Annotated in this window: 15 protein-coding genes; 5 read left to right on the top strand and 10 right to left on the bottom strand. The window is 74.9% G+C overall.

The window, feature by feature from the left end:
• Positions 1–233: 233 nt before the first annotated feature.
• Together pcrA and AC07D6_RS07150 are read right to left on the bottom strand one after the other, a co-directional pair.
• Positions 234–2,696, bottom strand: a complete 2,463-nt coding sequence (gene pcrA / locus AC07D6_RS07155) for a DNA helicase PcrA (RefSeq protein ID WP_315878354.1) — start codon at positions 2,694–2,696, stop codon at positions 234–236.
• A gap of 239 nt (positions 2,697–2,935) precedes the next feature.
• Entirely contained in the window at positions 2,936–3,289 is a 354-nt protein-coding gene (locus tag AC07D6_RS07150) for a hypothetical protein (protein WP_479042684.1), read from the bottom strand.
• A gap of 259 nt (positions 3,290–3,548) precedes the next feature.
• Between AC07D6_RS07150 and AC07D6_RS07145 the strand changes: the two genes are divergently transcribed.
• Positions 3,549–4,610, top strand: coding sequence for a C40 family peptidase (locus AC07D6_RS07145; RefSeq protein WP_479042682.1), 1,062 nt, complete (start codon positions 3,549–3,551; stop codon positions 4,608–4,610).
• Between the two features lie 269 nt (positions 4,611–4,879).
• On the opposite strand, the gene AC07D6_RS07140 is transcribed toward AC07D6_RS07145, so the two are convergent.
• Together AC07D6_RS07140 and AC07D6_RS07135 are read right to left on the bottom strand one after the other, a co-directional pair.
• Positions 4,880–5,581, bottom strand: coding sequence for a LuxR C-terminal-related transcriptional regulator (locus AC07D6_RS07140; RefSeq protein WP_479042680.1), 702 nt, complete (start codon positions 5,579–5,581; stop codon positions 4,880–4,882).
• Positions 5,578–6,864 carry a PspC domain-containing protein gene (locus AC07D6_RS07135; RefSeq protein WP_479042678.1) on the bottom strand — a complete coding sequence of 429 codons (1,287 nt, stop codon included), beginning with the start codon at positions 6,862–6,864 and terminating at the stop codon, positions 5,578–5,580. Before AC07D6_RS07135 ends, AC07D6_RS07140 begins: the two co-directional genes overlap by 4 nt.
• Positions 6,865–7,047: 183 nt before the next feature.
• Here AC07D6_RS07135 and AC07D6_RS07130 point away from each other — a divergent pair, with 183 nt between their 5' ends.
• Both AC07D6_RS07130 and AC07D6_RS07125 read left to right on the top strand, forming a co-directional pair.
• Complete coding sequence (locus AC07D6_RS07130) at positions 7,048–8,403, top strand: PspC domain-containing protein (protein ID WP_479042676.1); 1,356 nt, start codon at positions 7,048–7,050, stop codon at positions 8,401–8,403.
• Positions 8,390–8,641, top strand: a complete 252-nt coding sequence (locus tag AC07D6_RS07125; RefSeq protein WP_479042674.1) for a hypothetical protein — start codon at positions 8,390–8,392, stop codon at positions 8,639–8,641. The genes AC07D6_RS07130 and AC07D6_RS07125 overlap by 14 nt, the downstream gene beginning before the upstream one ends.
• Before the next feature lie 547 nt (positions 8,642–9,188).
• Here AC07D6_RS07125 and guaA read toward each other — a convergent pair.
• The gene (gene guaA / locus AC07D6_RS07120) at positions 9,189–10,787 is read right to left on the bottom strand and encodes a glutamine-hydrolyzing GMP synthase (protein ID WP_479042670.1); all 1,599 of its coding nucleotides are present in this window, start codon (positions 10,785–10,787) and stop codon (positions 9,189–9,191) included.
• A 332-nt stretch (positions 10,788–11,119) separates the two neighbouring features.
• Between guaA and AC07D6_RS07115 the strand changes: the two genes are divergently transcribed.
• Together AC07D6_RS07115 and AC07D6_RS07110 are read left to right on the top strand one after the other, a co-directional pair.
• Complete coding sequence (locus tag AC07D6_RS07115) at positions 11,120–11,482, top strand: chorismate mutase (protein WP_479042667.1); 363 nt, start codon at positions 11,120–11,122, stop codon at positions 11,480–11,482.
• 550 nt (positions 11,483–12,032) lie between these two features.
• Entirely contained in the window at positions 12,033–13,088 is a 1,056-nt protein-coding gene (locus tag AC07D6_RS07110; protein WP_479042664.1) for an LAETG motif-containing sortase-dependent surface protein, read from the top strand.
• Positions 13,089–13,417: 329 nt separating this feature from the next.
• Here the strand turns inward: AC07D6_RS07110 and AC07D6_RS07105 are convergent, their stop codons facing one another.
• The 5 genes from AC07D6_RS07105 to AC07D6_RS07085 all read right to left on the bottom strand — a co-directional run bounded on the left by AC07D6_RS07105 (position 13,418) and on the right by AC07D6_RS07085 (position 23,251).
• Positions 13,418–15,250 (bottom strand): GMC oxidoreductase, encoded by a 1,833-nt coding sequence (locus AC07D6_RS07105; protein WP_479042661.1) that lies wholly within the window; start codon positions 15,248–15,250, stop codon positions 13,418–13,420.
• 51 nt (positions 15,251–15,301) lie between these two features.
• Positions 15,302–16,981 carry a succinic semialdehyde dehydrogenase gene (locus AC07D6_RS07100; protein WP_479042659.1) on the bottom strand — a complete coding sequence of 560 codons (1,680 nt, stop codon included), beginning with the start codon at positions 16,979–16,981 and terminating at the stop codon, positions 15,302–15,304.
• Positions 16,982–17,084: 103 nt separating this feature from the next.
• Positions 17,085–18,743 carry a serine/threonine-protein kinase gene (locus AC07D6_RS07095; RefSeq protein ID WP_479042657.1) on the bottom strand — a complete coding sequence of 553 codons (1,659 nt, stop codon included), beginning with the start codon at positions 18,741–18,743 and terminating at the stop codon, positions 17,085–17,087.
• Positions 18,744–18,773: 30 nt separating this feature from the next.
• Positions 18,774–20,405, bottom strand: a complete 1,632-nt coding sequence (locus AC07D6_RS07090; RefSeq protein ID WP_479042654.1) for a serine/threonine-protein kinase — start codon at positions 20,403–20,405, stop codon at positions 18,774–18,776.
• A gap of 164 nt (positions 20,406–20,569) precedes the next feature.
• Positions 20,570–23,251: a protein kinase gene (locus AC07D6_RS07085; protein WP_479042652.1), complete on the bottom strand. Its 2,682-nt coding sequence runs from the start codon at positions 23,249–23,251 to the stop codon at positions 20,570–20,572.
• Between the last annotated feature and the right edge of the window lie 23 nt (positions 23,252–23,274).

Here is a 23,274-nt window from a genome sequence, read left to right as displayed (position 1 = left end):
GGCCCGACCCGGCCTCCTCGCCCGACCGGCTGACCCAACCTGACCCGACCGGCCGACTGGCTCCAACTGCCCTGGCCCGACCGACCGGCCCGACGGCCGCACCGGATCGGCCCGACGGCCGCGCCCGGATCGGCTCGTCGCGCGGACGGCTCACCGGCCCAGCCCCGGCCCCGGCGGCCGGGGCGCCGAGCGGCCGTTCACCGCCCGCCCGGCGCCCCGGCTCCGTACCGCCCCTACAGCTTCTCGACCGGCGCGTACCGCAGCAGCAGCCGCTTCGGCTTGCCGTCACCGAAGTCGATGGTCGCCTGCGCGTCGCCGCCCGTCCCCGTCACCGCCGTCACCGTGCCGAGGCCGAACTGGTCGTGCGTGACCCGGTCGCCCACGGTCAGCGCGACCACCGGCTTGTCCGCCGTACGCCGCGTCGCGAAGCCGGATGGGCCCGAGCGGGACCGCGACGCCGACAGGGAGGCGGCGACGCCCGACGCCGGGCTCGACGGGCCGGCCGGGGCGGCGGCCGTCCGGCCCGTGCGCTTCCACTCCACGTGCTGCGGTGGGATCTCCTCCAGGAACCGCGACGGCGGGTTGTACGCGGGCTGGCCCCAGGCGCTGCGCATCGACGAGCGCGTCAGGTAGAGCCGCTCCCGCGCGCGCGTGATGCCCACGTACGCGAGGCGGCGCTCCTCCTCCAGCTCCTTGGTCTGGCCGAGGGCCCGCATGTGCGGGAAGACGCCGTCCTCCATGCCCGTCAGGAACACCACCGGGAACTCCAGGCCCTTGGCCGTGTGCAGCGTCATGAGCGTGATGACGCCGTCGCCGTCCTCGTCGCCGTCCGGGATCTGGTCGGAGTCCGCGACGAGGGCGACCTGCTCCAGGAACTCGGCGAGCGTGCCCGTCCCCTCGCCCTCGCCTCGCTCCTGCTCGAACTCCAGGGCGACGGCGGCGAGCTCCTGCAGGTTCTCGATCCGCGTCTCGTCCTGCGGGTCCGTCGACGCCTGGAGCTCCGCGAGGTACCCGGTGCGCTCCAGGACGGCCTCCAGGACGACGGCGGGGCCGGCGCCGGACTCGACGACCGTGCGCAGCTCCTCCATCAGCGTGTTGAACCGCTTCACGGCGTTCGTGGAGCGGGCCGCCATGCCGTACGCCTCGTCGACCCGCTTCAGCGCCTGCGGGAACGTGATCCTCTCGCGCAGGGCGAGGGCCTCGATCATGGCCTCGGCGCGCTCGCCGATGCCGCGCTTCGGCACGTTGAGGATGCGGCGCAGCGGGACGGCGTCCTCCGGGTTGGCCAGGACGCGCAGGTACGCGAGGACGTCGCGGACCTCCTTGCGCTCGTAGAAGCGGACGCCGCCGACGACCTTGTAGGGCAGGCCGACGCGGATGAAGACCTCTTCGAAGACGCGCGACTGGGCGTTGGTCCGGTAGAAGACGGCGACGTCGCCCGCCTTCGCCTCACCGGCGTCGGTGAGCCGGTCGATCTCGTCGGCGACGAACTGCGCCTCGTCGTGCTCCGTGTCCGCGACGTAGCCGGTGATGCGGGCGCCCGCGCCGGCGTTCGTCCACAGGTTCTTGGGGCGGCGGCTCTCGTTGCGCTCGATCACCGCGTTGGCGGCGGACAGGATGGTCTGCGTGGAACGGTAGTTCTGCTCCAGCAGGATCGTCGTCGCGTTCGGGTAGTCCTCCTCGAACTGGAGGATGTTGCGGATGGTCGCCCCGCGGAAGGCGTAGATCGACTGGTCGGCGTCGCCGACGACGCACAGCTCGGACGGCGGGTGCTCCGCGTCGCCGGACGGGCCGACCAGCTCGCGGACGAGCGTGTACTGGGCGTGGTTCGTGTCCTGGTACTCGTCGACGAGGACGTGGCGGAAGCGGCGGCGGTAGTGCTCGGCGACGTCCGGGAACGCCTGGAGCAGGTGGACCGTTGTCATGATGATGTCGTCGAAGTCCAGGGCGTTGGCCTCGCGGAGCCGCGCCTGGTACATGCGGTACGCCTCGGCGAGGGTCTTCTCGAAGCCGTCCGCCGCCTGGTCGGCGAAGGTCTCCTCGTCGATGAGCTCGTTCTTGAGGTTGGAGACCTTGGCGCTGAAGGACTTCGGCGGGTACCGCTTCGGGTCGAGGTCCAGGTCGCGGCAGACCAGGGCCATGAGGCGCTTGGAGTCGGCGGCGTCGTAGATCGAGAACGACGACGTGAAGCCGAGCCGCTTGGACTCGCGGCGCAGGATGCGGACGCACGCGCTGTGGAAGGTCATCACCCACATCGCGTGGGCGCGCGGGCCGACGAGCTGCTCGACGCGCTCCTTCATCTCGCCGGCGGCCTTGTTCGTGAACGTGATGGCCAGTATCTGCCCCGGGTGGACGTCCCGGGTGGCGAGGAGGTGGGCGATGCGGTGCGTGAGGACGCGGGTCTTGCCGGAGCCCGCGCCGGCGACGATGAGGAGCGGCGAGCCCGTGTGGACGACGGCGGCGCGCTGCTGCTCGTTCAGCCCCTCCAGCAGGGCACCCGGGTCGACGACCGGGCGCGGGGAGCCGTCCCGGTAGTACGGGTCGCGGACCGGGGGCGCGTCGAACTTCCCCTCGAAGAGGTCGTACGGGACCTCCTCCGCGGCCGGGGGGGCTTCGGAGTCCTCGGGCGGCGGGGGCTCCTCCGCGGGGTGGTCGCGGAGGTCCGCCAGGAAGCTGTCGTCAAAGAGGCTGCTCATCGCCTACCGAGTCTAGGCGGCCCCACTGACAGACCGGGCCGGAACCGGGCCCCTCACGCACAGCGACGCGGCGGCGACGCACGGCACGGCGGGAGGGGCGGCCCTGGGAAGGGACGGTCCCGGGAGGAGGCGGTCCCGAGAAGGAGCGGTCCGAGAGGAGGCGGTCCCGGGAAGGGGCGGCCCGAGAGGAGGCGGTCCCGGGAGGGGTAAGGTCCCGAAGAGGGGACGGTCCGGAGGGGTCAGGTCCACAGGGTGGCGATGAAGATGTTCACCACCGTCAGGGCGCCCACCGCGGCGAACGGGCCCCTGCCGACGCGTTCGTCGTCCCGCTTCACGTAGACCAGGCCGAGGATGACCACCAGCAGTGCCAGCTTGACGCCGATCTTGACGTTGTCGACGGCGGCGCCCTCGGCCTGGTTGAGGCCCACCAGGGCCATGCCGGTCACGAGCATGGTCAGCGCGCCGTGCAGCATGGCCGGAACCATGCGGGCCGTGCCCGCTCCCATCGCCTTCATCTGGGTCAGGAAGCCTCCGAGGAGGGCGGCGATGCCGATGACGTGCAGGGCGACGAAGACGTTGATGAGGACGTTCATGGGGCGGAGCCTAACCCCGGCCATACCATCGCCCACCAGCCAGGTCCACCTCTTTCACGACAACGATCACGGACGATACGGAGCACGTGCTTCCGGACGCCGCGGTGCGACCGGGACCCGCAACGGAACCTTCAGCCGCGACCAATACCGGTCACCCCGCCACCTCCCCCGGGACCCGCCCTTAACCTCCTCCCCCAGGCGTCCCGGTCCCCGCCGGTGCCGCCCCGCAGCACGGTACCGAAGGGAAGTGAGCGCCCTCGTGGCAGCGCATCGGAAGCCCAGGCAGCGCCCGTTCGGCGCGCAGGCCGGCCGCAGGGCCGCGACCCTGGCCCTGGCCGGAGCCGCGACCGCCACTGCCTTCGAGGGCCCCGCGCACGCCGACCCGCGCCTCACCCCCGCCCAGGTGAAGGACCAGGTCGACCGGCTCCACCGCGAGGCGGAGGCCGCGACCGAGAAGTACAACGGCGCCAAGGAGAAGGCCGACGCGGCGCGGGCCCGGCTCGACGCGCTCCGCGACGAGGCCGCCCGGCGCACCGAGCACCTCAACGCCGCCCGCGACGTGCTCGGCGCCACCGCCGCCGCGCAGTACCGCGCCGGCGGCCTGAGCCCCGTCTTCCAACTGGTGCTCTCCTCCGACCCCGACCGCTACCTGCGGGGCGCCGCCCTCGCCCAGCGGATCGGCGACCGGCAGGCCGACGCGCTGGCGACCCTGCGCGGCCGGGCCGCCGGGATCGACCGGCTGCGCAGGGAGGCGGACGGGCACGTCCGCGAGCTGCGGGCCCACGAGGCCGAGCTGAACCGGCAGAAGGCCGCCGTCCGGAACCGGCTCGCCGCCGCCGAGAAGCTCCTGACCCGCCTCACCGCCGCCGAACGCGCCGCCCACGAGGCCGCCGCCACGCGCGCGCGGGCCACCGACCGCACCGGCGGCGGCGTCCTCGCGGCGTGGGCGCCGGGCGGGCCCCAGGCCCCGGCCGGTCGCGCCGCGCGGGCCGTCTCGTACGCGTACGGGGCGATCGGCAAGCCGTACCTGTGGGGTGCGACCGGCCCGTCCGGGTACGACTGCTCGGGGCTGGTGCAGGCGGCGTGGCGGGCGGCGGGGGTGTCGCTGCCCCGGACGACGTACTCGCAGATCAACGCCGGGCAGCGGGTCGCACGCTCCCAGCTCGCCCCGGGTGACCTGGTCTTCTTCTACCCCGGTGTCAGCCACGTCGGGATCTACGTCGGCGGCGGCAGGATGATCCACGCGCCGCGCACGGGCTCGACGGTGCGGATCGCGTCGATCGACGAGATGCCCTGGGCGGGCGCCACCCGCGTCGGCTGACCCAACCGTGCCCGGGGCCGTCGGGGCCCTGGGGTTCACCAGTGACCTTGGGGTTCGCCGGGACTCCGGGGGCTCACCGGCGGGCCGGCGACGCGGTCGCGCCCGCGCCCTCCCGCCGCCCTGTCGGCCAGGTGGACACCGCCGGGACCTCCCCGCCCGCGTCGACGTGCGGTGCTCGCCGACGTGGCGCACCCCGACGCACGTCGGCGGCCGGGCCGCGGCGCGCGGGCCGGCCGGTCACACCGGTCGGCGGACCACCGGTCGGCGGGTCACACCAGTCGGCGGGCCGTCGCCCAGCGGGTCAGCTCGTGCCGGTTCGACAGCTGGAGCTTGCGCAGCACCGCGGAGACGTGCGACTCGACCGTCTTCACCGAGATGAACAGCTGCTTCGCGATCTCCTTGTACGCGTAGCCGCGCGCGATGAGCCGCAGCACCTCCCGCTCGCGCTGGGTGAGCCGGTCCAGGTCCTCGTCGACGGGCGGCGCGTCCGTGGATGCGAACGCGTCCAGCACGAAGCCGGCCAGGCGAGGCGAGAACACGGCGTCGCCCTCCTGCACCCGGAAGATCGAGTCGATCAGGTCGGCACCCGTGATGGTCTTGGTGACGTACCCGCGCGCGCCGCCCCGGATGACGCCGATGACGTCCTCCGCCGCGTCCGACACGGACAGCGCGAGGAACCGCACCGGGTTCTCCGCGGCCGCCGCCAGCGGGGCGCAGCGGCGCAGCACCTCCACCCCGCCGCCGCCCGGCAGGTGCACGTCGAGGAGGACCACCTCGGGCCGGGTCGCGTGGATGACGGTGACCGCCTGGTCCACGTCGGCGGCCTCGCCGACGACCTCCACCCCGGTCTCCTCCGTGCGTCCGATCTCGGCCTGCACGCCGGTGCGGAACATCCGGTGGTCGTCGACGAGCACCACCCGCACCCGGCGCTCCGCCGTCCCCCCGGCCGCCTGCCCGGTCGTCGTCGTCATCCGTCCGCCTCCTCCACCCTGTCCATCTCCAGCTCGACCTCCGTGCCGTCGCCCGGCGCCGACCGCACGCGCGCAGTACCGCCGTTGCGCCGCATCCGGCCGATGATCGACTCGCGTACGCCCATCCGGTCGGCGGGCACGGAGTCGAGGTCGAACCCGGGGCCCCGGTCCCGTACGGACACGAAGACCGTACGGCCCTCGACCTCCGCGTAGACCTGCACGGCGCCGCCCCCGCCACCGTACTTGGCGGCGTTGACCATCGCCTCGCGCGCGGCCTGCATCTGTGCGGCCAGCCTCTCGTCGAGCGGGCAGTCGCCGACGACCACGACCTCCAGCGGCACCCCGTGCTGGTCCTCGACCTCGGCGGCGGCCTTCCGGACGACGTCGGCAAGCGTCTCCGGCTCCTCCGCCTCGTCCTTGCCGGTGCCCTCCGGCCGGTACAGCCAGTTCCGCAGCTCCCGTTCCTGGGCGCGGGCGAGACGGCGGACCTCGGCGGCGTCCTCGGCGCTGCGCTGTATCAGCGTCAGCGTGTGCAGCACCGAGTCGTGGACGTGCGCGGCGACCTCGGCGCGCTCCTGCGCGCGGATGCGCATGGTCCGCTCCTCGGACAGGTCCTGCGACATGCGTACGAGCCAGGGTCCCGCGAGCAGCGCCATGCCGGCCAGCACCGCTATCGCCGCCGTCAGCGCCGTGCCCAACTGGGCGGCGGAGCCCCGCACCACCAGGAACACCGTCAGGCCCATGCCGACGAGCGCCACCCCGGCCAGGCCGCGGGCCAACTGGAGCAGCCGCTTGCTGCGGCCCGACCCGGTCCAGCGGGCGCGGCGCGCGTTGTCGACCTGCCGCCACACCAGGACGACGCCGACGCCGACGAGGAGGGTCGGCCACACGTACCGGTTCGCCTCGCCGCCCACATCGGCCGTGCCGACGAACACGGCCGCGCCGGTCAGCAGCGCGACCAGCGCGACGACCTGCCCCTTGTCGGGCTTGCGCAGGCGGCGGCGCCCGTCGCGCGTGGTCTCGAACAGCGGGCGCGGCCCGCTGGAGCGGCCGCCCACGCCGAGCGGCACGGCGATCCAGAACGCCGCGTACAGCAGGACGCCGAGCGGACCGTCCGCGAGGAACAGCCCGAGGAACACGAGCCGCACCCACACCACCGGCAGCCCGAGGTGCCCGGCCAGCCCGCGCGCGACCCCGCCGAGCATCCGCCCGTCGGCGCTGCGGTAGAGCCTGCGCACGGGCGGATCGTCGGTCGTCTCGGGCATGTGGACGGAGGCTGGCATGGACCGATCGTCACACGCCCCGCCCACCGGGACATCAGGGTCGGCCCTGACCCGGACCCTGAAAAGCGACGGACCGCCCCCGACGCGCCCCGGCACCCCCTGGGGGCGGGCCCGCGGAATATCAGGGACCGGCCAGGGTCGTGGCGGGTGCCGTCGCGGGCGGCGGCCGGTCACCATGGTCGTATGACAAGCGCGACGCCCATCTCGTCGGAGGCGCCCGGGACCCCACCGCACCGCCCGCCGCTGCGCCGCACCCCGCGGCAGAAAGTGGTGGCCGGGGTGTGCGGGGGCCTCGGACGGCACTTCGACCTCGACCCGGTGGTGTTCCGGGTCGTGACGGGGGTGCTCGCCGCGGCCGGCGGCATCGGCCTGATCTTCTACGGCTTCGCCTGGCTGTGCGTCACCGCGGACGGCGAGGACGAGAACGAGGTGCGGCGGCTGCTGACCGGCCGGGTCGACGGCGCGTCCCTCGTCGCCGTCCTGATGGCGCTGGTCGGCTGCGGGCTGTTCCTGGCGATGGTGGGGGGCAACGGCGAGACGATCGGCTTCGCGGTCCTGCTCGTGTGCGCGGTCGGCGGCGCGGCCGTCTGGTCGCGGCGCCGGCTCGCCGACGGGCGGGAACCGGCGGCGGCCACCGCGGCGCACCCGGGCGGGCCCGACGCCCCGCCGGAGACGAAGGCACCGCCCCCACCGGTCGCCCCGTCGTGGTGGCGCGACCCGATCGTCAAGGACGGCTCGACCGGCCCCGTCCCGGTCGGCTACCTGTGGGGCCCGGTCGACGGCCCGCACGCCGGTCTGCGGGAGGACCCGCACCGGGCGTGGGGCGCGGTCCCGGCCGTGCCGCCCCGGGCTCCGGCCGCCCCGCGCGGCCCCCGCTCCATCGGTGGTCCCGTCCTGCTCCTCGCCGTGGCGGCGGGGTGCGCGGGCACCGCGGCCGCCTGGGGCGGGCATCCCCTCGGTGTGAGCCTCCAGTTCGGGCTCGGGGCCGCGCTCGCCGTGTTCGCCCTCGGCCTGGCCGTCAGCTCGTTCCTGGGCCGCACCGGCTTCGGCACGGTCTTCATGACGGTCGCGACGGCGCTGCTGCTGGCGGGCGCGTCGGCGCTGCCCCCGCAGATCGGCACGGTGTGGACGCGCGAGGAGTGGGCCCCGGCGTCCCTCGCGGACCTGCGGCCGCGCTACGCGCTGGACTCGGGTGTCGGCACGCTCGACCTGTCCGCACTGGACGTGCCGCGCGGCCGGACGGTGGAGGTGACCGCCGAGGCCGGCGCGGGCCGCCTCGCCGTCACCGTGCCCGCCGACGTGACCGTCCGGGTCCACGCGCGGGCGGGCCTCGGGGAGATACGGCTGCCCGACCGGCCCGGCGCGGGCCCCACCGCCGACCGGACGGCTCCGGCGCGGTCCGACGGCCTGGGCGTGGCGGCGGACCGGGAGGTCTTCCGCACCCTCCCGCCGCCCCCGGACACGGCCCCGGGCGGCACGCTGGACCTGGACCTGCGGATCGCCGTCGGGCAGGTGGAGGTGGCCCGTGCTGCGCCATGAGTTCCACCCCGGCCGGCTGATCGCCGGTGTCACGGGCCTGGTCGTCGCCACCGTGTACGGGGGCGACGCGGCGGGCGCCTGGGACACCCCCTGGTACGCGGCGGTCCCGCTGCTGCTCTGCGGCCTCGTACCGGCAGTGGTGGCGACCCGGGCCGGGCGGCGACGGCACGCCGCGGGGGTCACGCCGGCGGACGACGCGGGCGCCCCGACCGGTACGGGCGACCGCACCCACGGGTAGGCCGGCTCGCCACCGGGGGTGGAGAGGGCCCTCCCGGCCCACCACCCAGCGCCCACCGCCCAGCGCCCACCGCCCACCACGAACCGCCAACCGCCCACCACGAGCCACCAACCACCAACCACCGAGAGCAGCGCGCCGCCCGTCCCGGCCGGTCCGCCCCGGGGCACGGAACACGGAACGGGGACCGCGTCGACGGGCGGCGCGGGCACCCCGGCGGACAAGGGTGGCGCCGGGCAGACCGGATGGAAGGCCCTCTGCCGGCCGGCCACCGGCCACGAGCCCGGCGAGAGCAGCGCGCCGCCCGTCCCGCGCAGTCCCCTCCCACCGTGCGCGGCATGCCGCCGCCCACGGCTCGTTCGCCGCTCCCCGTCGCGTCCGCCCCGAGGCATCAGCCGCCCCGAGACACCGGCAACAGGGGCGGGGCCGCGGGGCGGCCGGCGGCGGGGTGCGCAGGACGACGAAGCCGCCGCCCACGGCTGTGGACGGCGGCTCGCTGACCGGTGTCGGGGTCACTCCGGGCGCCCCCGGCGGTGCGGGGGCTCCGGGGTCACTCCCACTCGATGGTGCCCGGGGGCTTGCTGGTGACGTCGAGGACGACGCGGTTGACGTCCTTCACCTCGTTGGTGATCCGCGTCGAGATGCGCGCCAGCACGTCGTACGGCATGCGCGTCCAGTCCGCGGTCATGGCGTCCTCGGACGAGACCGGGCGCAGCACGATCGGGTGGCCGTACGTACGGCCGTCGCCCTGCACGCCCACCGACCGCACGTCCGCGAGCAGGACGACGGGGCACTGCCAGATCTCGCGGTCCAGGCCGGCCGCGGTCAGCTCCTCGCGGGCGATGGCGTCGGCCTCGCGCAGCAGGTCCAGGCGCTCCTTGGTGACCTCGCCGACGATCCGGATACCGAGGCCGGGGCCCGGGAACGGCTGCCGCTGGACGATCTCCTCCGGCAGGCCGAGCTCCTGGCCGACCATGCGGACCTCGTCCTTGAACAGCTTCCGCAGCGGCTCGATCAGCTTGAACTCGAGGTCCTCGGGGAGGCCGCCCACGTTGTGGTGGGACTTGATGTTGGCCGTGCCCGTGCCGCCGCCGGACTCGACGACGTCCGGGTACAGCGTGCCCTGCACCAGGAACTCGACGGGCTGGTCGCCCGACGCCTCCGCGATGATCTCCGCCTGCGCCTGCTCGAAGACGCGGATGAACTCACGACCGATGATCTTGCGCTTCTCCTCGGGGTCGGTGACCCCGGCGAGCGCGGTGAGGAAGCGCTCCTGCGCGTCGACGACCTTCAGCTGGACGCCGGTCGCGGCCACGAAGTCCTTCTCGACCTGCTCGGTCTCGCCCTTGCGCATCAGGCCGTGGTCGACATATACGCAGGTGAGCTGGGAACCGATGGCCCGCTGGACGAGCGCGGCGGCCACGGCGGAGTCGACGCCGCCGGACAGGCCGCAGATGGCCCGCTTGTCGCCGACCTGCTCGCGGATGGCCGCGACCTGCTCCTCGATGACGTTCCCGGTCGTCCAGGACGGCTCGATGCCGGCGCCGCGGTAGAGGAAGTGCTCCAGGATCTGCTGGCCGTGCGTGGAGTGCATCACCTCGGGGTGGTACTGCACGCCGTACAGCTTCTTCTCGTCGTTCTCGAAGGCGGCGACCGGCACGACGTCCGTGGACGCGGTGACGGCGAAGCCCTCGGGCGCGGCGGAGCAGGCGTCGCCGTGCGACATCCACACCGACTGCTCGTCGGGAGTGCCCTCGAACAGCGTCGACCCGCTCCTGCTGACGTGCAGCGGCGTACGGCCGTACTCGCGGGCGCCGGTGTTGTCGACCGTGCCGCCGAGGGTCACCGCCATCAGCTGGAAGCCGTAGCACATGCCGAAGACGGGGACGCCGGCCTCGAAGAGCGCGCGGTCGAGGCGGGGGGCGCCCTCCTCGTACACGGACGAGGGGCCGCCGGAGAGGATGATCGCCCTCGGGTTCCTGGCCAGCATCTCGGCCACCGGCATGGTGGACGGGACGATCTCGCTGTAGACCCGGGCCTCACGGACGCGGCGGGCGATGAGCTGGGCGTACTGCGCGCCGAAATCGACAACGAGGACTACGTCCGGGTTGGTGTCGGGCGAGGCGGCAGCGGGGGTCGCTGATGACACTACGGCGGCCTTCCGGCGGTGGGAGGGGGTCGGTATCAGTCAATTCTACCGGCGTGGCCGACAACCGTTTCGTCTCACCATCCGAACCGGTCGGCGGCCCGGCTGGCCGCGGCACCGCCCGCGGGTCCATACTTGCGGCCATGCTCACGCACTCGACCTTCGTCTTTACCTATGGCACCGGCTGGTCCGGCTGCCATGGTCGTGCTGCTTGAGCAACTACTGACAAGCGACTTCCCAGGCGCCCCGGGCCGACAAGGCCCGGGGCGTCCGTCGTCGTCCACCGGGCCGTACCGCCGCCCCGGGGCCCCGCGAGACACGAGGAGCCCCCGACGATGACCACCACGAACACCCCCACCAGGACGCCCGCAGCGGCCCCCGCCACCCCCGTGCCCACCACAGCCCCCGTGACCGCCATGACCGCCGCAGAGAAGACCGGCGCCCGCACGGACGACGCCGCCCGGGTGATCACGGGCGCGCGGGAGCGCATCGACGCGCTCGACGACCGGATCATCGGCCTCATCCAGGAGCGCATCGCCGTCTCGGCCGTCATCCAGGAGGCCCGCATCGGCTCGGGCGGCCGTCGGGTGAACCTCGCGCGCGAGATGGAGGTGCTGGGCCGCTACAGGGACGCCCTGGGCAAGCCGGGCACAGCGCTGGCGATGACGGTGCTGGAGCTGTGCCGGGGCCGCGTCTGAGGTCGGGCGCGCCTCTCACCCGTACGGTGCGTGACCCGGACCACCGTGTGTCGTTGGTCCCAGTGTCCGCGCCAGCGCGTGACTTCGCCGGAGCGTGTGGCGCATCGCGTGTGCGCCGTGGGACCGCGCTCCGGCGTGTGTGACCGGGCGGCAGGGGACAGCAGCCCGGTCACCCCGAGGGGCGGCCGGCTCCGGGGACGCCCGGTGCCGGCCGCCCCCCATGCGTACCGCGCCGGACGGGCCGTACCCGCATCCGCCGCCCTCCGGACCCGCCCGAGCTCACCGGAGCCACTCCGGGCTCACCGGACCCGCCCCGAGCTCACCGGAGCCACCCCGGCCTCACCGGACCCGCCCCGGGCTCGCCGGAGCCGACCGCCGGCGGCGTGACACAGGACACATAAAGAACCTGTGAGTCGATGGGCAACCAATCGCCCCCACCGCGGGTCATGTATGCGAAACCCACGGCCACGCCCGTCACACGCGACGGAGCGGGGGCCCACCAGACTCCGTGCCGTACCCAGCGGTACGCCTCAGACCACGAGGTCTTGACTTGAAGCTTCGCCGCGCCATGGCCGTCGCCGCCGCGACCGCCGTCATCACGCCCGCCGCCTTCCTCGTGGCCCCGGCCGCGTACGCGGCGGGCGTCACGCCGTCGACGACGGAGTCCTCGCCGGCCGCGACCCCGTCCGACGACGAGACGAAGACCGGCGAGCCGGCCCCGTCCGACGACACGAGCGCGTCCGCTTCCGCGACCCCGACGCCGTCCGCCGACGAGACGAAGACCGAGACGCCGGCCCCGTCCAACAGCGCCAGCACCTCCCCGGCCCCCTCCACCAGCGCGTCCCCCTCCCCGTCCCCCAGCACCACCCCGGGCGAGGACGAGGACGATGAGCTGAAGTACTGCGAGGACATCGACGAGAACTTCGAGGAGAAGGCCCTCGACGCCAAGATCTCCGGCCTGCCCGGCAAGATCGTGGCCGGCAGCGGCTGGGAGGACTTCCGCCTCACCATCACCAACAAGTCGAAGCTCGACCTCAAGGAGGTCGCCTTCTACGCCGTGGTCGAGAACTACGAGGAAGACGAGTCCAAGTGGCTCAGCCAGTACGTCGACCTGCAGTTCAAGGTGCCGAACAGCAACGAGTGGATCGGCATCGGCGACAAGGAGTGGGCCGGCGGCTACTTCTGGGGCGTCGAGACCATGAAGTCGAAGGACTTCGTGGAGATCGACCTCCGCGTCCGCATCGACAAGGCCGCCCCGGCCGGTGACGGCTACGCCCTGGGCAGCGGCGGCTACATCGGTGACGTCAAGGGCCAGGAGTGCATCGCCGAGAACGGCGCGCTGGTCGACTTCGTCGTGCTGAAGCCGGGCTCCTCCGTCGACGACCCGGGCGAGGCCACCCCGGGCGACGGCCAGGGCAAGGACGCCGACAAGCCGGACACCAAGCCGCAGGGTGACATCAAGCAGCTCCCGGTCACCGGCAACCTCGCCGAGACCGGTTCCAGCTCCACGCTGCCGATCATCGGGATCGCCGGTGGCATCGCCGTCGTCGCCGGTGCCGGTGTCGTCTTCGCGCTGAAGCGCCGCCAGAACGGTGCCGCCGCGTAACGGACGCGCCCGAGACAAGGGAGGCGCTGCGCTCGGAGGGGGGCGCAGCGCCTCTCTGCCGTTTCCGCCGCCGGACGGCGGCCGTCAGGCAGTGGCGGCCGTCAGGCGGCGACCGCTCGGGACCACGTCCGGCACCGGCCGCCCGGGGTCACCGCCGGATGACCGCCACCCCCAGCAGCCACCCAGGACCGCCGCCAGACGGTCACCACCAAGCGGCAGCCGCCCGGCCGCGTCCGCCCAGGATCCACCACCGGGCGGTGACTTCCAGGCCGCGGCCATCGGCGGCCACCAGCCATCGAGCAGCGGCAGCAGTCGCCGGACGGCGGCCGTCAGGCGTCGGGCTTCTTCGGCGGGACCTTCGGCATGCCCAGGAACGGCAGCCGCAGTGCCGCGAAGGCGTCCTGCGGGACGGCCGGCGACCTGGGTGCGACGGGCGCCACGCGCGCGTAGGGGGCGCCCTGGGCGGGGCGGGGGTCCGGTTCGCCCTTGTTGGGCCAGAGGGACATGGCGCGCTCCGCCTGCGCGGTGATGGTGAGGGACGGGTTCACCCCGAGGTTCGCCGAGACGGCCGCGCCGTCCACGACGGAGATGCCGGGGTGGCCGTGGAGCCGGTGGTACGGGTCGATGACGCCGTCCCGCGCGGTGGCGCCGATGACGCAGCCGCCCAGGAAGTGGGCGGTGAGCGGGGTGCCCATCAGCTCGCCGACGTTGGAGCCGGCGAAACCGTTGATCTCCTCGGCGATCAGGGACGCCGCCCGTGTCGCCTCGGGGATCTGCTTGGGGTTCGGGGCGCCGTGGCCCTGGCGGGCGGTGAGCAGGCCCTTGCCGATGCCGCCGGGCTTGCGGTACGTGGTCAGGGAGTTGTCGAGCGACTGCATGACGAGGCCGATGATGGTCCGCTCCGACCAGCGGCGGTTGGACAGGGACCGCAGCGTCTGGACGGGGTGGCGGGCGACGTTGCCGAGCCAGGCGGCGACGCGGTTCTTCGCGTACGGGACCTGGAGGATCGACAGGGAGCCCATCGCGTTGGAGCCCTTGCCGTAGCGGACGGGCTCGATGTGGGTGTTCTCGTCGGGGTGGATCGACGACGTGATGGCGACGCCCCGCGTGAAGTCGACCCGGGGCGCGCCGTGCCGCCTGCGGTAGCGGCGGTCGGTGGTCAGGGCGCCGACGAGGGCCTCGGAGTTGGTGCGGGTCAGCTCCCCGAGCCGGTCGGAGAGGCGGGGCAGCAGCCCCTGGTCCTTCATGCGGTGGAGGAGGGTCTGCGTGCCGTACGTGCCGGCCGCGACGACGACGTACCGGGCGCGGTAGGTGCGCGGGATGCCCTTCCTGCGGCGGTCGGTGGGGACGGTGCGCACGAGGTGGCCGCCGTCGCCGTCCTCGGTCACGGCCGTGACGGTGGTCATCGGGTGGATGACGGCGCCGGCCTTCTCCGCGAGGTACAGGTAGTTCTCCGTGAGGCTGTTCTTCGCGCCGTGCCGGCAGCCCGTCATGCACCCGCCGCACTCGGTGCAGGCGCGGCGGGCGGGGCCGGCGCCGCCGAAGTACGGGTCGGGGGCCCGGTCGCCGGGGGCGGCCCTGGTGGTGCCGTCCGCGTCCCGGCCGTCGCCGAAGAAGACCCCGACGGGCGCCAGGTGGAAGGTGTCGCCGACGCCCATGGCCCGCGCGGCCGCCTGGAGGTGGACGTCGGAGGGGGTCGTGGTCGGGTTGAGGCGGACGCCGAGCATGCGCTTGGCCTGGTCGTAGTACGGGGCGAGTTCGTCCTGCCAGTCGGTGATGGACGCCCACTGCCCGTCCTGGAAGAACGCGGGTGGCGGTACGTAGAGGGTGTTGGCGTAGTTGAGGGAGCCGCCGCCGACGCCGGCGCCCGCGAGGACCATGACGTTGCCGAGGAGGTGGACGCGCTGGAGGCCGTACAGGCCGAGCGCGGGGGCCCACAGGTAGTTGCGCAGGTCCCAGGAGGTCTTCGGCAGGGTGGCCGGGGTGAAGCGGCGGCCGGCCTCCAGGACGCCGACGCGGTAGCCCTTCTCGGTGAGGCGGAGCGCCGCGACGGAGCCGCCGAACCCGGAGCCCACGACGACGACGTCGTAGTCGTACGCGGTGTCGTCGAGGGCGTTCCGTGCGGTTTCCGGCTGGTTCTGGGCAGGGGGGACCTCGGACATGGCTCTCCTCGTACCGAAGGGGGTGGGCGGGCGGCGCGCGCCCGCCCGTCGTCAGCGCAGGCGCAGGGCCTTCATCAGCCGCAGGCTGCGGCTCATGAACGCCGCGTACTTCTCGTCGTCCATTCCGAAGGAGGGGGCGAGCGGCATCACGCGCTGCTGGGCGACCGTCTGGGCCTCCGTGTACTTGAGGATGCCCTCCGAGCCGTGCCGGCGGCCCAGGCCCGAGTCCTTCATGCCGCCCATGGGCGCCTGGACGCTGCCGTACGCGGCCCCGTACCCCTCGTTGACGTTCACGGTGCCGGCGCGCAGCCGGGCGGCGACGGCGAGGCCGCGGCGGCCGTCCTTCGTCCAGACGCTGGCGTTGAGGCCGTACGCGGTGGCGTTGGCACGCTCGACCGCCTCGTCCTCGTCGGTGAAGCGGTACACGGAGACGACCGGGCCGAAGGTCTCCTCGGCGCACACCGCCATCGACGCGTCGACGCCTTCGAGAACGGTCGGCTCGTAGAAGAGGGGTCCGATGTCGGGGCGGGGAACGCCGCCCGCGAGGACCCGGGCGCCCTTGGCCACGGCCTCCTCGACGTGCCGGGTGACGGTCTCCAACTGCCGCTCGCCGACGAGGGATCCCATGTCGGCGCCGTACGCGAGGGACGTGCCGAGCCGCATCGCCTTGGTGCGGGCGACGAACCGCTCCAGGAACGCGTCCGCGACGGACTCGTGGACGTACAGCCGCTCGATGGAGATGCACAGCTGACCGGCGGAGGAGAAGCAGGCGCGGACGGCGCCGGCGGCGGCCTTCTCGACGTCGGCGTCGCGCAGGACCAGCATCGGGTTCTTGCCGCCGAGTTCGAGGGAGACGCCGACGAGCCGGGCCGCCGCGCCCCGGGCGACCTCGCGGCCGGTGCGGGTGGAGCCGGTGAACGACACGTAGTCGGCGTGCTTGACGACCTCGGGGCCGACGACCGGGCCGTCGCCGAGGACGACCTGGAACACCTCGGCGGGCAGCCCCGCCTCGACGAGCAGGTCGCGCGCCCACAGGGCGGTCAGCGCGGTCTCCGTGTCGGGCTTCATGACGACGGCGTTGCCGGCGGCGAAGGCGGGCAGCGCATCGCCGACGGACAGTTCCAGCGGGTAGTTCCACGGCGCGATCTGGCCGACGACGCCGCGCGGCTGGCGCAACTCGGTCACCTTGGTGAGGACCGGCACGGCGCCGGTGCGCCGCTTCGGGTTCAGGTACGAGGCGGCGCGCACGCCGTAGTGGCGGGCCGCGATCGAGACGGCCTGGACCTCCTCGTGGGCGTGCAGGCGCGCCTTGCCGGTCTCCAACTGGATGAGGTCGAGGACCTCCGCCTGGCGCTCCAGGAGCAGGTCGTGGAAGCGGAGCAGGACGGCGGCGCGGCGGCGGACGGGTACGGCCGCCCAGGCGGTCTGGGCGGCGCGGGCGCGGGCGAACGCCTCCGCCACGTCCTCGGGGGTGGACTCGGGCAGTTCGGCCAGCCGCTCCCCGGTGAACGGGGTGTGGTTGGCGGTCCGTCCGGAGCCGACGACGCCGCGGGTGAGCCGGACGACCACCTCGGGCGTCACCACGTCGGCGGCGGTGCGCGCGCCGGCGGGCGCGGGGGCCACGGGGTTCGTGGGCCCGGGGGCGGGTGCCCCCGGCGACGGGGTGGCCGGCGTGGACGCGGAGGGGGAGGGGGAGCCGGTGGCGTGGGCGGGGGCCTGCGTGTCCGTCATGGGGGCGAGGGTATGCGGATGCGGGCCCTTTGGGTACCCGGCGGTAACAGCTTTTCACCGTGCGCCCGCATCACGCCAGCGTTCACTGGCAAATAAGCCCTGATCAGCGCATTGTCAGCAGCAGGGCGACGCCGAGGCCGACCGCGGCGGCGATGGCGGCGACGAGGGCGACGACGAGGGGCGCGGCGGCGGGGCCGGCCGGCCGACCCCGCCGCCGGGAGGTGCCGTCCGGAGCCGCGCCGGTGGGCGGCGGGGTGCCGTAGGGAGGGGAGTCGTACGGCGGGACCCCGGAGGGCGGCGGAAGGTCGGAGGGGGGCGCGCCGGAGGGCGGCGTGCCGTAGGGGGGCGGGGCGTCGTACGGCGGCGCGCCGGAGGGCGGCCCGTACGACGGCGGCCCGTACGACGGCGGCGGGGTCCCGGCCCCGTCGGGGCCGGCTCCGGGGACGGCGTCGGGGAGCACGGCGTCCTGGGGCTCGGTGCCGACGGGCGGCGGCGCGGGCAGGGTGGGCGCGGCGGGGCCGCGCTCCGGCACGCCGACCGCCTGTCCCAGGGGCGAGACGCCCGGGAGGCCCGCCGCCTCCGGTACGTCCGGCACCTCCGGGGCGGCGGGAACGTCCGGGACGGCGGGCGCCGCGGGCGCGTCCGGGACGGCGGGCGAGGACCTGCTGGGCAGCGCCCTGACCATGTGCCGGACCCGGTCCCGGGCCCGCGCGGGCGGCACGGCGTGCGAACGCGCCCCGTGCGGCGCGTCCCCCTGCCCGCCCTGCCCGCCCGGCCGGCCCTCGTCGGGCCGGTCGTGGGCCGCCGGCGCGTCGCCCCGCCCCGCGTCGGCCGGCCCCGCGCCGCCGGGCGCCGCCACCGCCGCGCCCACGACGCCCGCGGGGCCGCCCACCGCGTACGCCCGCAACAGCCGCTCCGCCTCCGCCCCGTCGATCCTGCGGGCCGGATCGCGCTCCAGCAGCCCCCGCACGACGGGCAGCAGCGGCCCCGCGGCGGCGGGCGGGCGGATCTCCGCCTCCACCACGGCGTGCAGGATGCCGCCCAACGAGTCGCGGTGGAAGGGCGAGTGCCCCGTCATCACCGCGCACAGCAGCGCCCCCAGCGACCACAGGTCCGCCGCCGGGCCCGCCCGGTGGCCCTGCATCCGCTCCGGCGCGGTGTACTCGGGCGAGCCGACGAACATGCCCGTCTCGGTCAGCGTGCTCGCCCCCGCCAACTGGGCGATCCCGAAGTCGGTCAGGACGACCCGCCCGGTGGCCTCCTCCACCAGCACGTTGGCCGGTTTCAGGTCCCGGTGCAGCACCCCGATCGCGTGCGCGGCGCGCAGCGCGGACAGCAGCGCCAGGCCGATCCGGGCCGCCTCGTGCGCCTCCACCGGGCCCCGTACGGCGATCCGCTCGGCGAGCGACACGCCCTCGACGAACTCCATCACGATGAACGGGACGCCGTCCTCCTCCACCACGTCGTGGACGCAGACGATGTGCGGGTGGTGCACCCGGGCCACGGCGCGCGCCTCGCGCAGCGTGGCGTCGACGGCCTCGTCGCCGTCGCCCGAGGCGTCCGCGTCGACGTGGAGCTCCTTCACGGCGACCTGTCGGCCCAACAGCTCGTCGTGGGCGCGCCACACGGTCCCCATCCCGCCGCGGCCCAGCCGGGCCTCCAGACGGTAGCGGCCGACGATCCGCCGCTGCTCACGCGCCTGCCCGTGCGGCTGCTGCCGCGGCTCCCCCTGCTCCTCCGGTCTCCACCCTCCGACCGACACGGCCCATCTCCTCCGCTCGCGCCGAGGAGGTCACCCCTCGGCGGGTCGCCAGTGGCGCAGCACCATGTCGAACTGCTCCCGTGTGGTCGCCCAGTCTTCCTCGGGAGACGACATGTACAGCGCGTACTCGGTTCCGTCGTCCGTGTAGTACACCTGGTCCATCGCGTGGCGCTTACCGGGGTGTGTCCCTTTCTCGTGCCAGGTGAACTCCCAGAGACAGGATTCCAGCTGATCACGGAACGTATTCTGGCCGAGCTTCACCCGGCGGTATTCCGGCAACCTCTCCCGCAGGGTCTTTTCCACGTCGAGCATGTGCATGTACGGGTTCGCGAAATCCGGCTCATCGTCGACGCTGACGCGGATGCGGTGCCTGCCGTCGTCCGGGGTGTAGTCGACCTGGCCGCCGTCCGTCCGCCGCTTCCAGCCGGCCGGTACGAGCAGGCCGAAGCCGAGCGGGTCCTCGACGCGCTCCCACCCCTCCGGCACGCCGCCGCCCGGGTCGGACGGGCCGTCCGGGTCGGGCGGGGGCGCGCTCGGCGCGGGGGCGGTGGTGGCGGGGGCGACGGCGGCGGCACGGCCGGAGTCGGCGTACCGCATGGCGGCGAACCCGGCGCCCGCGCCGACCACCGCCGCGAGGAGCACGACCAGGGCGGCCCTGCGCCAACGGGCCAGCCCCGCCCGGGCGGTGGCCCGGCCGGGGCGCGGGGCGGGGACGGGGACCGTGTCGCCCGCCCGGTCGCGGGCGGCACCGCCCGCCTCCCGGCGCACCTCGCCGGGCGACACGGGACGGGTCGGTACGGACGCGGGCGCGGCGGTCGGCGTACGACCCTTTGCCGCCTCGGCCAGCATGCGTTCCGCCTCCGCGGCGGTGGGCCGGTCGGCGGGGTCCTTGCGGAGCAGCGCGGTGATCACCGGGGCGAGCGGGCCCGCGTGCACGGCCGCCCCGGCCTCCTCGGTGACCACGGCCTGCATGGTGCTGATCGCCGACGAACGGCGGAACGGCGACTCGCCCTGCACCGCCGTGTACAGGGTGGCGCCCAGCGCCCACAGGTCGGAGGCCGGGCCCGGGTCGGCGCCGCGGACCCGCTCCGGGGCGAGGTAGTCGACGGAGCCGACGATTTCACCGGTGCGGGTGATGGTGGTGTCGCCCTCGATGGCGGCGATGCCGAAGTCGGTGAGCAGCACGCGCCCGTCACGGGCCAGCAGCACGTTGCCGGGCTTGACGTCCCGGTGCAGCACCCCGGCGGCGTGCGCGGCGCTCAGCGCGCCCAGGACGTGCAGGCCGATCCTGGCGGCCTCGCGCGGCGCGATCCGGCCATCCGGCGCGGACTTGGCCGCTTCGGCGAGGGAGGGGCCGTCGACGTACTGCATGACGATCCACGGGCGGTCGTCGTGCTCCAGCACGTCGTGGACGGTGACCACGGCCGGGTGCGTGATCCTGGCGGCGGCCCGCGCCTCCTTCTGGGTACGGGCGTGCAGGACGGCCCGGTCGGCCTCGGAGGCGTACTGACCTGCCGTCAGCTCCTTGACCGCCACCGTGCGGTGGAGCACCTCGTCGTGGGCCCGCCACACCTTGCCCATCCCGCCCCGGCCGATGGTCTCGCCCAGCCGGTAGCGCCCCGCGAGCACCAGCCCCCCGCCCATGCCCTGAGTCCGTTCCACGTGCCTCCGCCCAGCCCCGCCCCGCCCCTTCGGAGCAAGGTTACGGAGGGTGTACGACACGGGGAACCTCGGGGCGACCACGGAGATCGCACCGTGACACGGGTCCCGCTGATTGGCGCGAATTCGCCACCATTCATCCCTCGAACGGGCTAACCGACGGTACGTCAGCGTGACGCGTGGTACGCCTTGACGGCCTGCTCGTAGATCTCCGTGACCTTGTCCCGCTCGGACTCGGGGCCGATGGCCTGGACGACGTGGTAGCGGTCGCCGACGAGGAGCACGAGGTTCCGCACGTACACCTGGCGCCCGTTGGCGTCCTGCCAGGTGAACTGACCCTCCGCCATGGCCTGCCGGCCGACGTCGACGCGGCGCAGACCGGTCGCCGTCGCCCAGGTCGAGTCGCGCCACGGCTGGAGCTCGCGCTCCGTGGCGCGCTGGTACTCCAGCGGGTCCGCGCCGGCCGTGCGGACGGTGTCGCGGCCGGGGACGACGATCAGCGTGTAGTCGCCGTCCGAGTAGCGGACCTGCCCGATGTCGTTGATGGGGCTGCGGCGCCAGGTCCGGTCGACGCCGACGCGGAAGCCCTCCGGGTCCTCGCGGACGACGTACCCCTCCGTCAGGGCGGGCGCGGTGGGCGTCCCGGCGTTGGTCGAGGGGGCCCGGTCGCCGGGCGACGGGCTCCGCGGCGCGGACGCCTCCGGGCTGGGCGGGGTCTGCCCGTGCGGGGCGGTCGTGGTCGGCCGGGCCGTGCCGGTGGGGCGCTGCGACCGGTCCTGCGGCTCGGCCTTGGGCAGGAACAGCACCGCGTACGCGACGGCGGCGGCGAGGCCGAGCAGTATCAGCAGCAGGAGCGTGCGCCCCAGCGCGCGCGGACCGCCCCTGGGGCGCCGCTCCTTGTCCTTCTTGTGGCGGTGCCGGGCGGGCGCCGGGGCCGTGTGGACCGCGGAGGCGGGGGGACGCGTGCGCGTGCGCGGGCGGCGCCTGCGGACCAGGTCGCCGCGGCGGCGGACGATGGGCAGGCGGGCGGCGTCGACGGACGGCATCGGGACGACGGAGGCGCCCGCGTCGGGCTCGGGCGCCGAGCGGACCAGGGAGCGCAGCCAGCCGCGCAGCTCCTCGAACTCGGGCCGCTCGGTGGGGTCCTGGCGCAGCAACGACTCGACGACGGGGCGCAGCGGGCCGCACTCCTCGGCGAACGCGGGCGGTTCGGAGCACACCAACTGGACGAGCTCGGCGGCGTTGTCCTCGGGGTACGGGGCGTGGCCCTGGAGGACCCGGTACAGCAGCGCGCCGAGCGCCCACAGGTCCGTGGCGGGGCCGATGGGCGGGGCGAGCTGCCAGGTGCCGTGCACGGGGCCGGCCTGCTCGGGCGCCCACCGTTCGGTGACGGCGCCGACGACGGCGATCCTGGTCTGGCGGGCGCGCTCGGCGGCGAGCGGCGTGGTGGGACCGCGGTAGACGGCGGCGGACGCCGGTTCCGCGTCCGCTCCGGCGGCACGGCCGGTGCCGGACTCGCGGCGGGGGTGCGGGGGCTGGGGCCGGGCCTGCTGGGCCTGGCGCTGGGAGTCGGCGCGCAGGGCGGCGCGGGCGCCGCCGTACGGGGCGACGTCCCCGTACGGGGAGCTGCCGCCGCCCGCGGGGACCGGGCCGTCCCGCCACGTACCGGCGAGCAGCGCGCGCGGGGGGCGGCCCCCGTCGTCCTCGCCGTCCCCCTCGGCCCCGTCGCCGTGGACGTCGTCGGGGCCGTAGGGGTCGTGGGTGCCGTGGCCGCCGTAGGCGTCGTGGCCACCGTAGAGGTCGTGGGCGTCGCGGGCGTCGTAGAGGTCGTGGAGGTCGTGGACGTCGTGGACGTCGTACTGGGTGGTGCCGTCGTCCCCGTCGTCGTCCCCGTCGCCGTCGTCGGCGATGCGGTCCGCGGCCTGGGCGACGTACTGGGGCTCGTACCCGCTGGGCAGGGCCGGCGGGCCGGGCGGGAGGGGCGCGGGGGCCATGGCGCGGGGGGCGCCGTACGGGTCCTCGTACACGTCGTCGTACGGGCCGTCCTCGTCCGGGTCGTCCTCGTCGTACGCCTGCACGCGCCCGGTGACGACCTCGGCCCCGTCGCCGTACGCGTCGCCGTCCTGCTCCCCGGGCTCGTCCGCGTACGGCTCCGCCTCTCCGACGTCGTGCCCGTCCGCGTGCGGGTCGCCGTCCGCGTCCAGGTACGGGAGGTCCGCGTCGTCCGGGAACGGCACCGGTGCGTAACCGCACAGGGCCTCCTCCGCGGCGCCGGCGGCGAGCCCGGAGAGGACGACCCGGCCGTCGTCGCAGACGAGGACCGTGCGCACGGTGATGTTGCGGTGCGTCCAGCCGTGGGCGTGCAGCGCGCGCAGCGCCGTGAGCACGTCGGAGGCGATCTCGGCGGCGCGGTACGGGCTGAGCGGCTCGTCGCGGACGAGGGCGGCGAGCGGCCGGGCGGCGATCGGCTCGCTGACGATCCACAGCGATCCGCCCTCGGTGAAGACGTCGAAGACCTGGTCGAGGCGCGGGTGGTCGGGGATCCGGGCCACGGCCTGCACGGCCTCGACGGCCCGCTGGACGGCCGGGTCGGCGGTCGCGCGGACGGCCGTGCGCTGCGGCGCGTGCCCGTACGGGCGGTGGTAGGCGCCGTCCGCGTCGACGACCTCGGCGTCCACGGTCTCCGGCAGGGGCAGTTGCCGGACGACGACCTCCTGGCCGCTGTACGTGTCAAAGGCGCGCGTCTCGACCAGCCCGTACGCCCCGGCGTCCCCGTACCCGTCCTCGTCGGAGGGGAGGAGGGGCAGGCGATAGCGGTCGGCGAGCACCCTTCCCGCGTAGTCGTCCACGACGCCTCCCCAGCAGCGCGCTG

Source organism: Streptomyces sp. NPDC045287, assembly GCF_056432325.1.
The sequence above is the reverse complement of the archived record's forward strand: the minus strand, read 5'-3'. Positions and strand labels throughout refer to the sequence as shown.

Bases quoted from the DNA above. Each gene is read 5' to 3' on its own strand.
- AC07D6_RS07135 (WP_479042678.1), bottom strand. From the start codon at position 6,864: ATGCCAGCCTCCGTCCACATGCCCGAGACGACCGACGATCCGCCCGTG.
- pcrA (WP_315878354.1), bottom strand. From the start codon at position 2,696: ATGAGCAGCCTCTTTGACGACAGCTTCCTGGCGGACCTCCGCGACCAC.
- AC07D6_RS07140 (WP_479042680.1), bottom strand. From the start codon at position 5,581: ATGACGACGACGACCGGGCAGGCGGCCGGGGGGACGGCGGAGCGCCGG.
- AC07D6_RS07130 (WP_479042676.1), top strand. From the start codon at position 7,048: ATGACAAGCGCGACGCCCATCTCGTCGGAGGCGCCCGGGACCCCACCG.
- AC07D6_RS07105 (WP_479042661.1), bottom strand. From the start codon at position 15,250: ATGTCCGAGGTCCCCCCTGCCCAGAACCAGCCGGAAACCGCACGGAAC.
- AC07D6_RS07115 (WP_479042667.1), top strand. From the start codon at position 11,120: ATGACCACCACGAACACCCCCACCAGGACGCCCGCAGCGGCCCCCGCC.
- AC07D6_RS07150 (WP_479042684.1), bottom strand. From the start codon at position 3,289: ATGAACGTCCTCATCAACGTCTTCGTCGCCCTGCACGTCATCGGCATC.
- AC07D6_RS07100 (WP_479042659.1), bottom strand. From the start codon at position 16,981: ATGACGGACACGCAGGCCCCCGCCCACGCCACCGGCTCCCCCTCCCCC.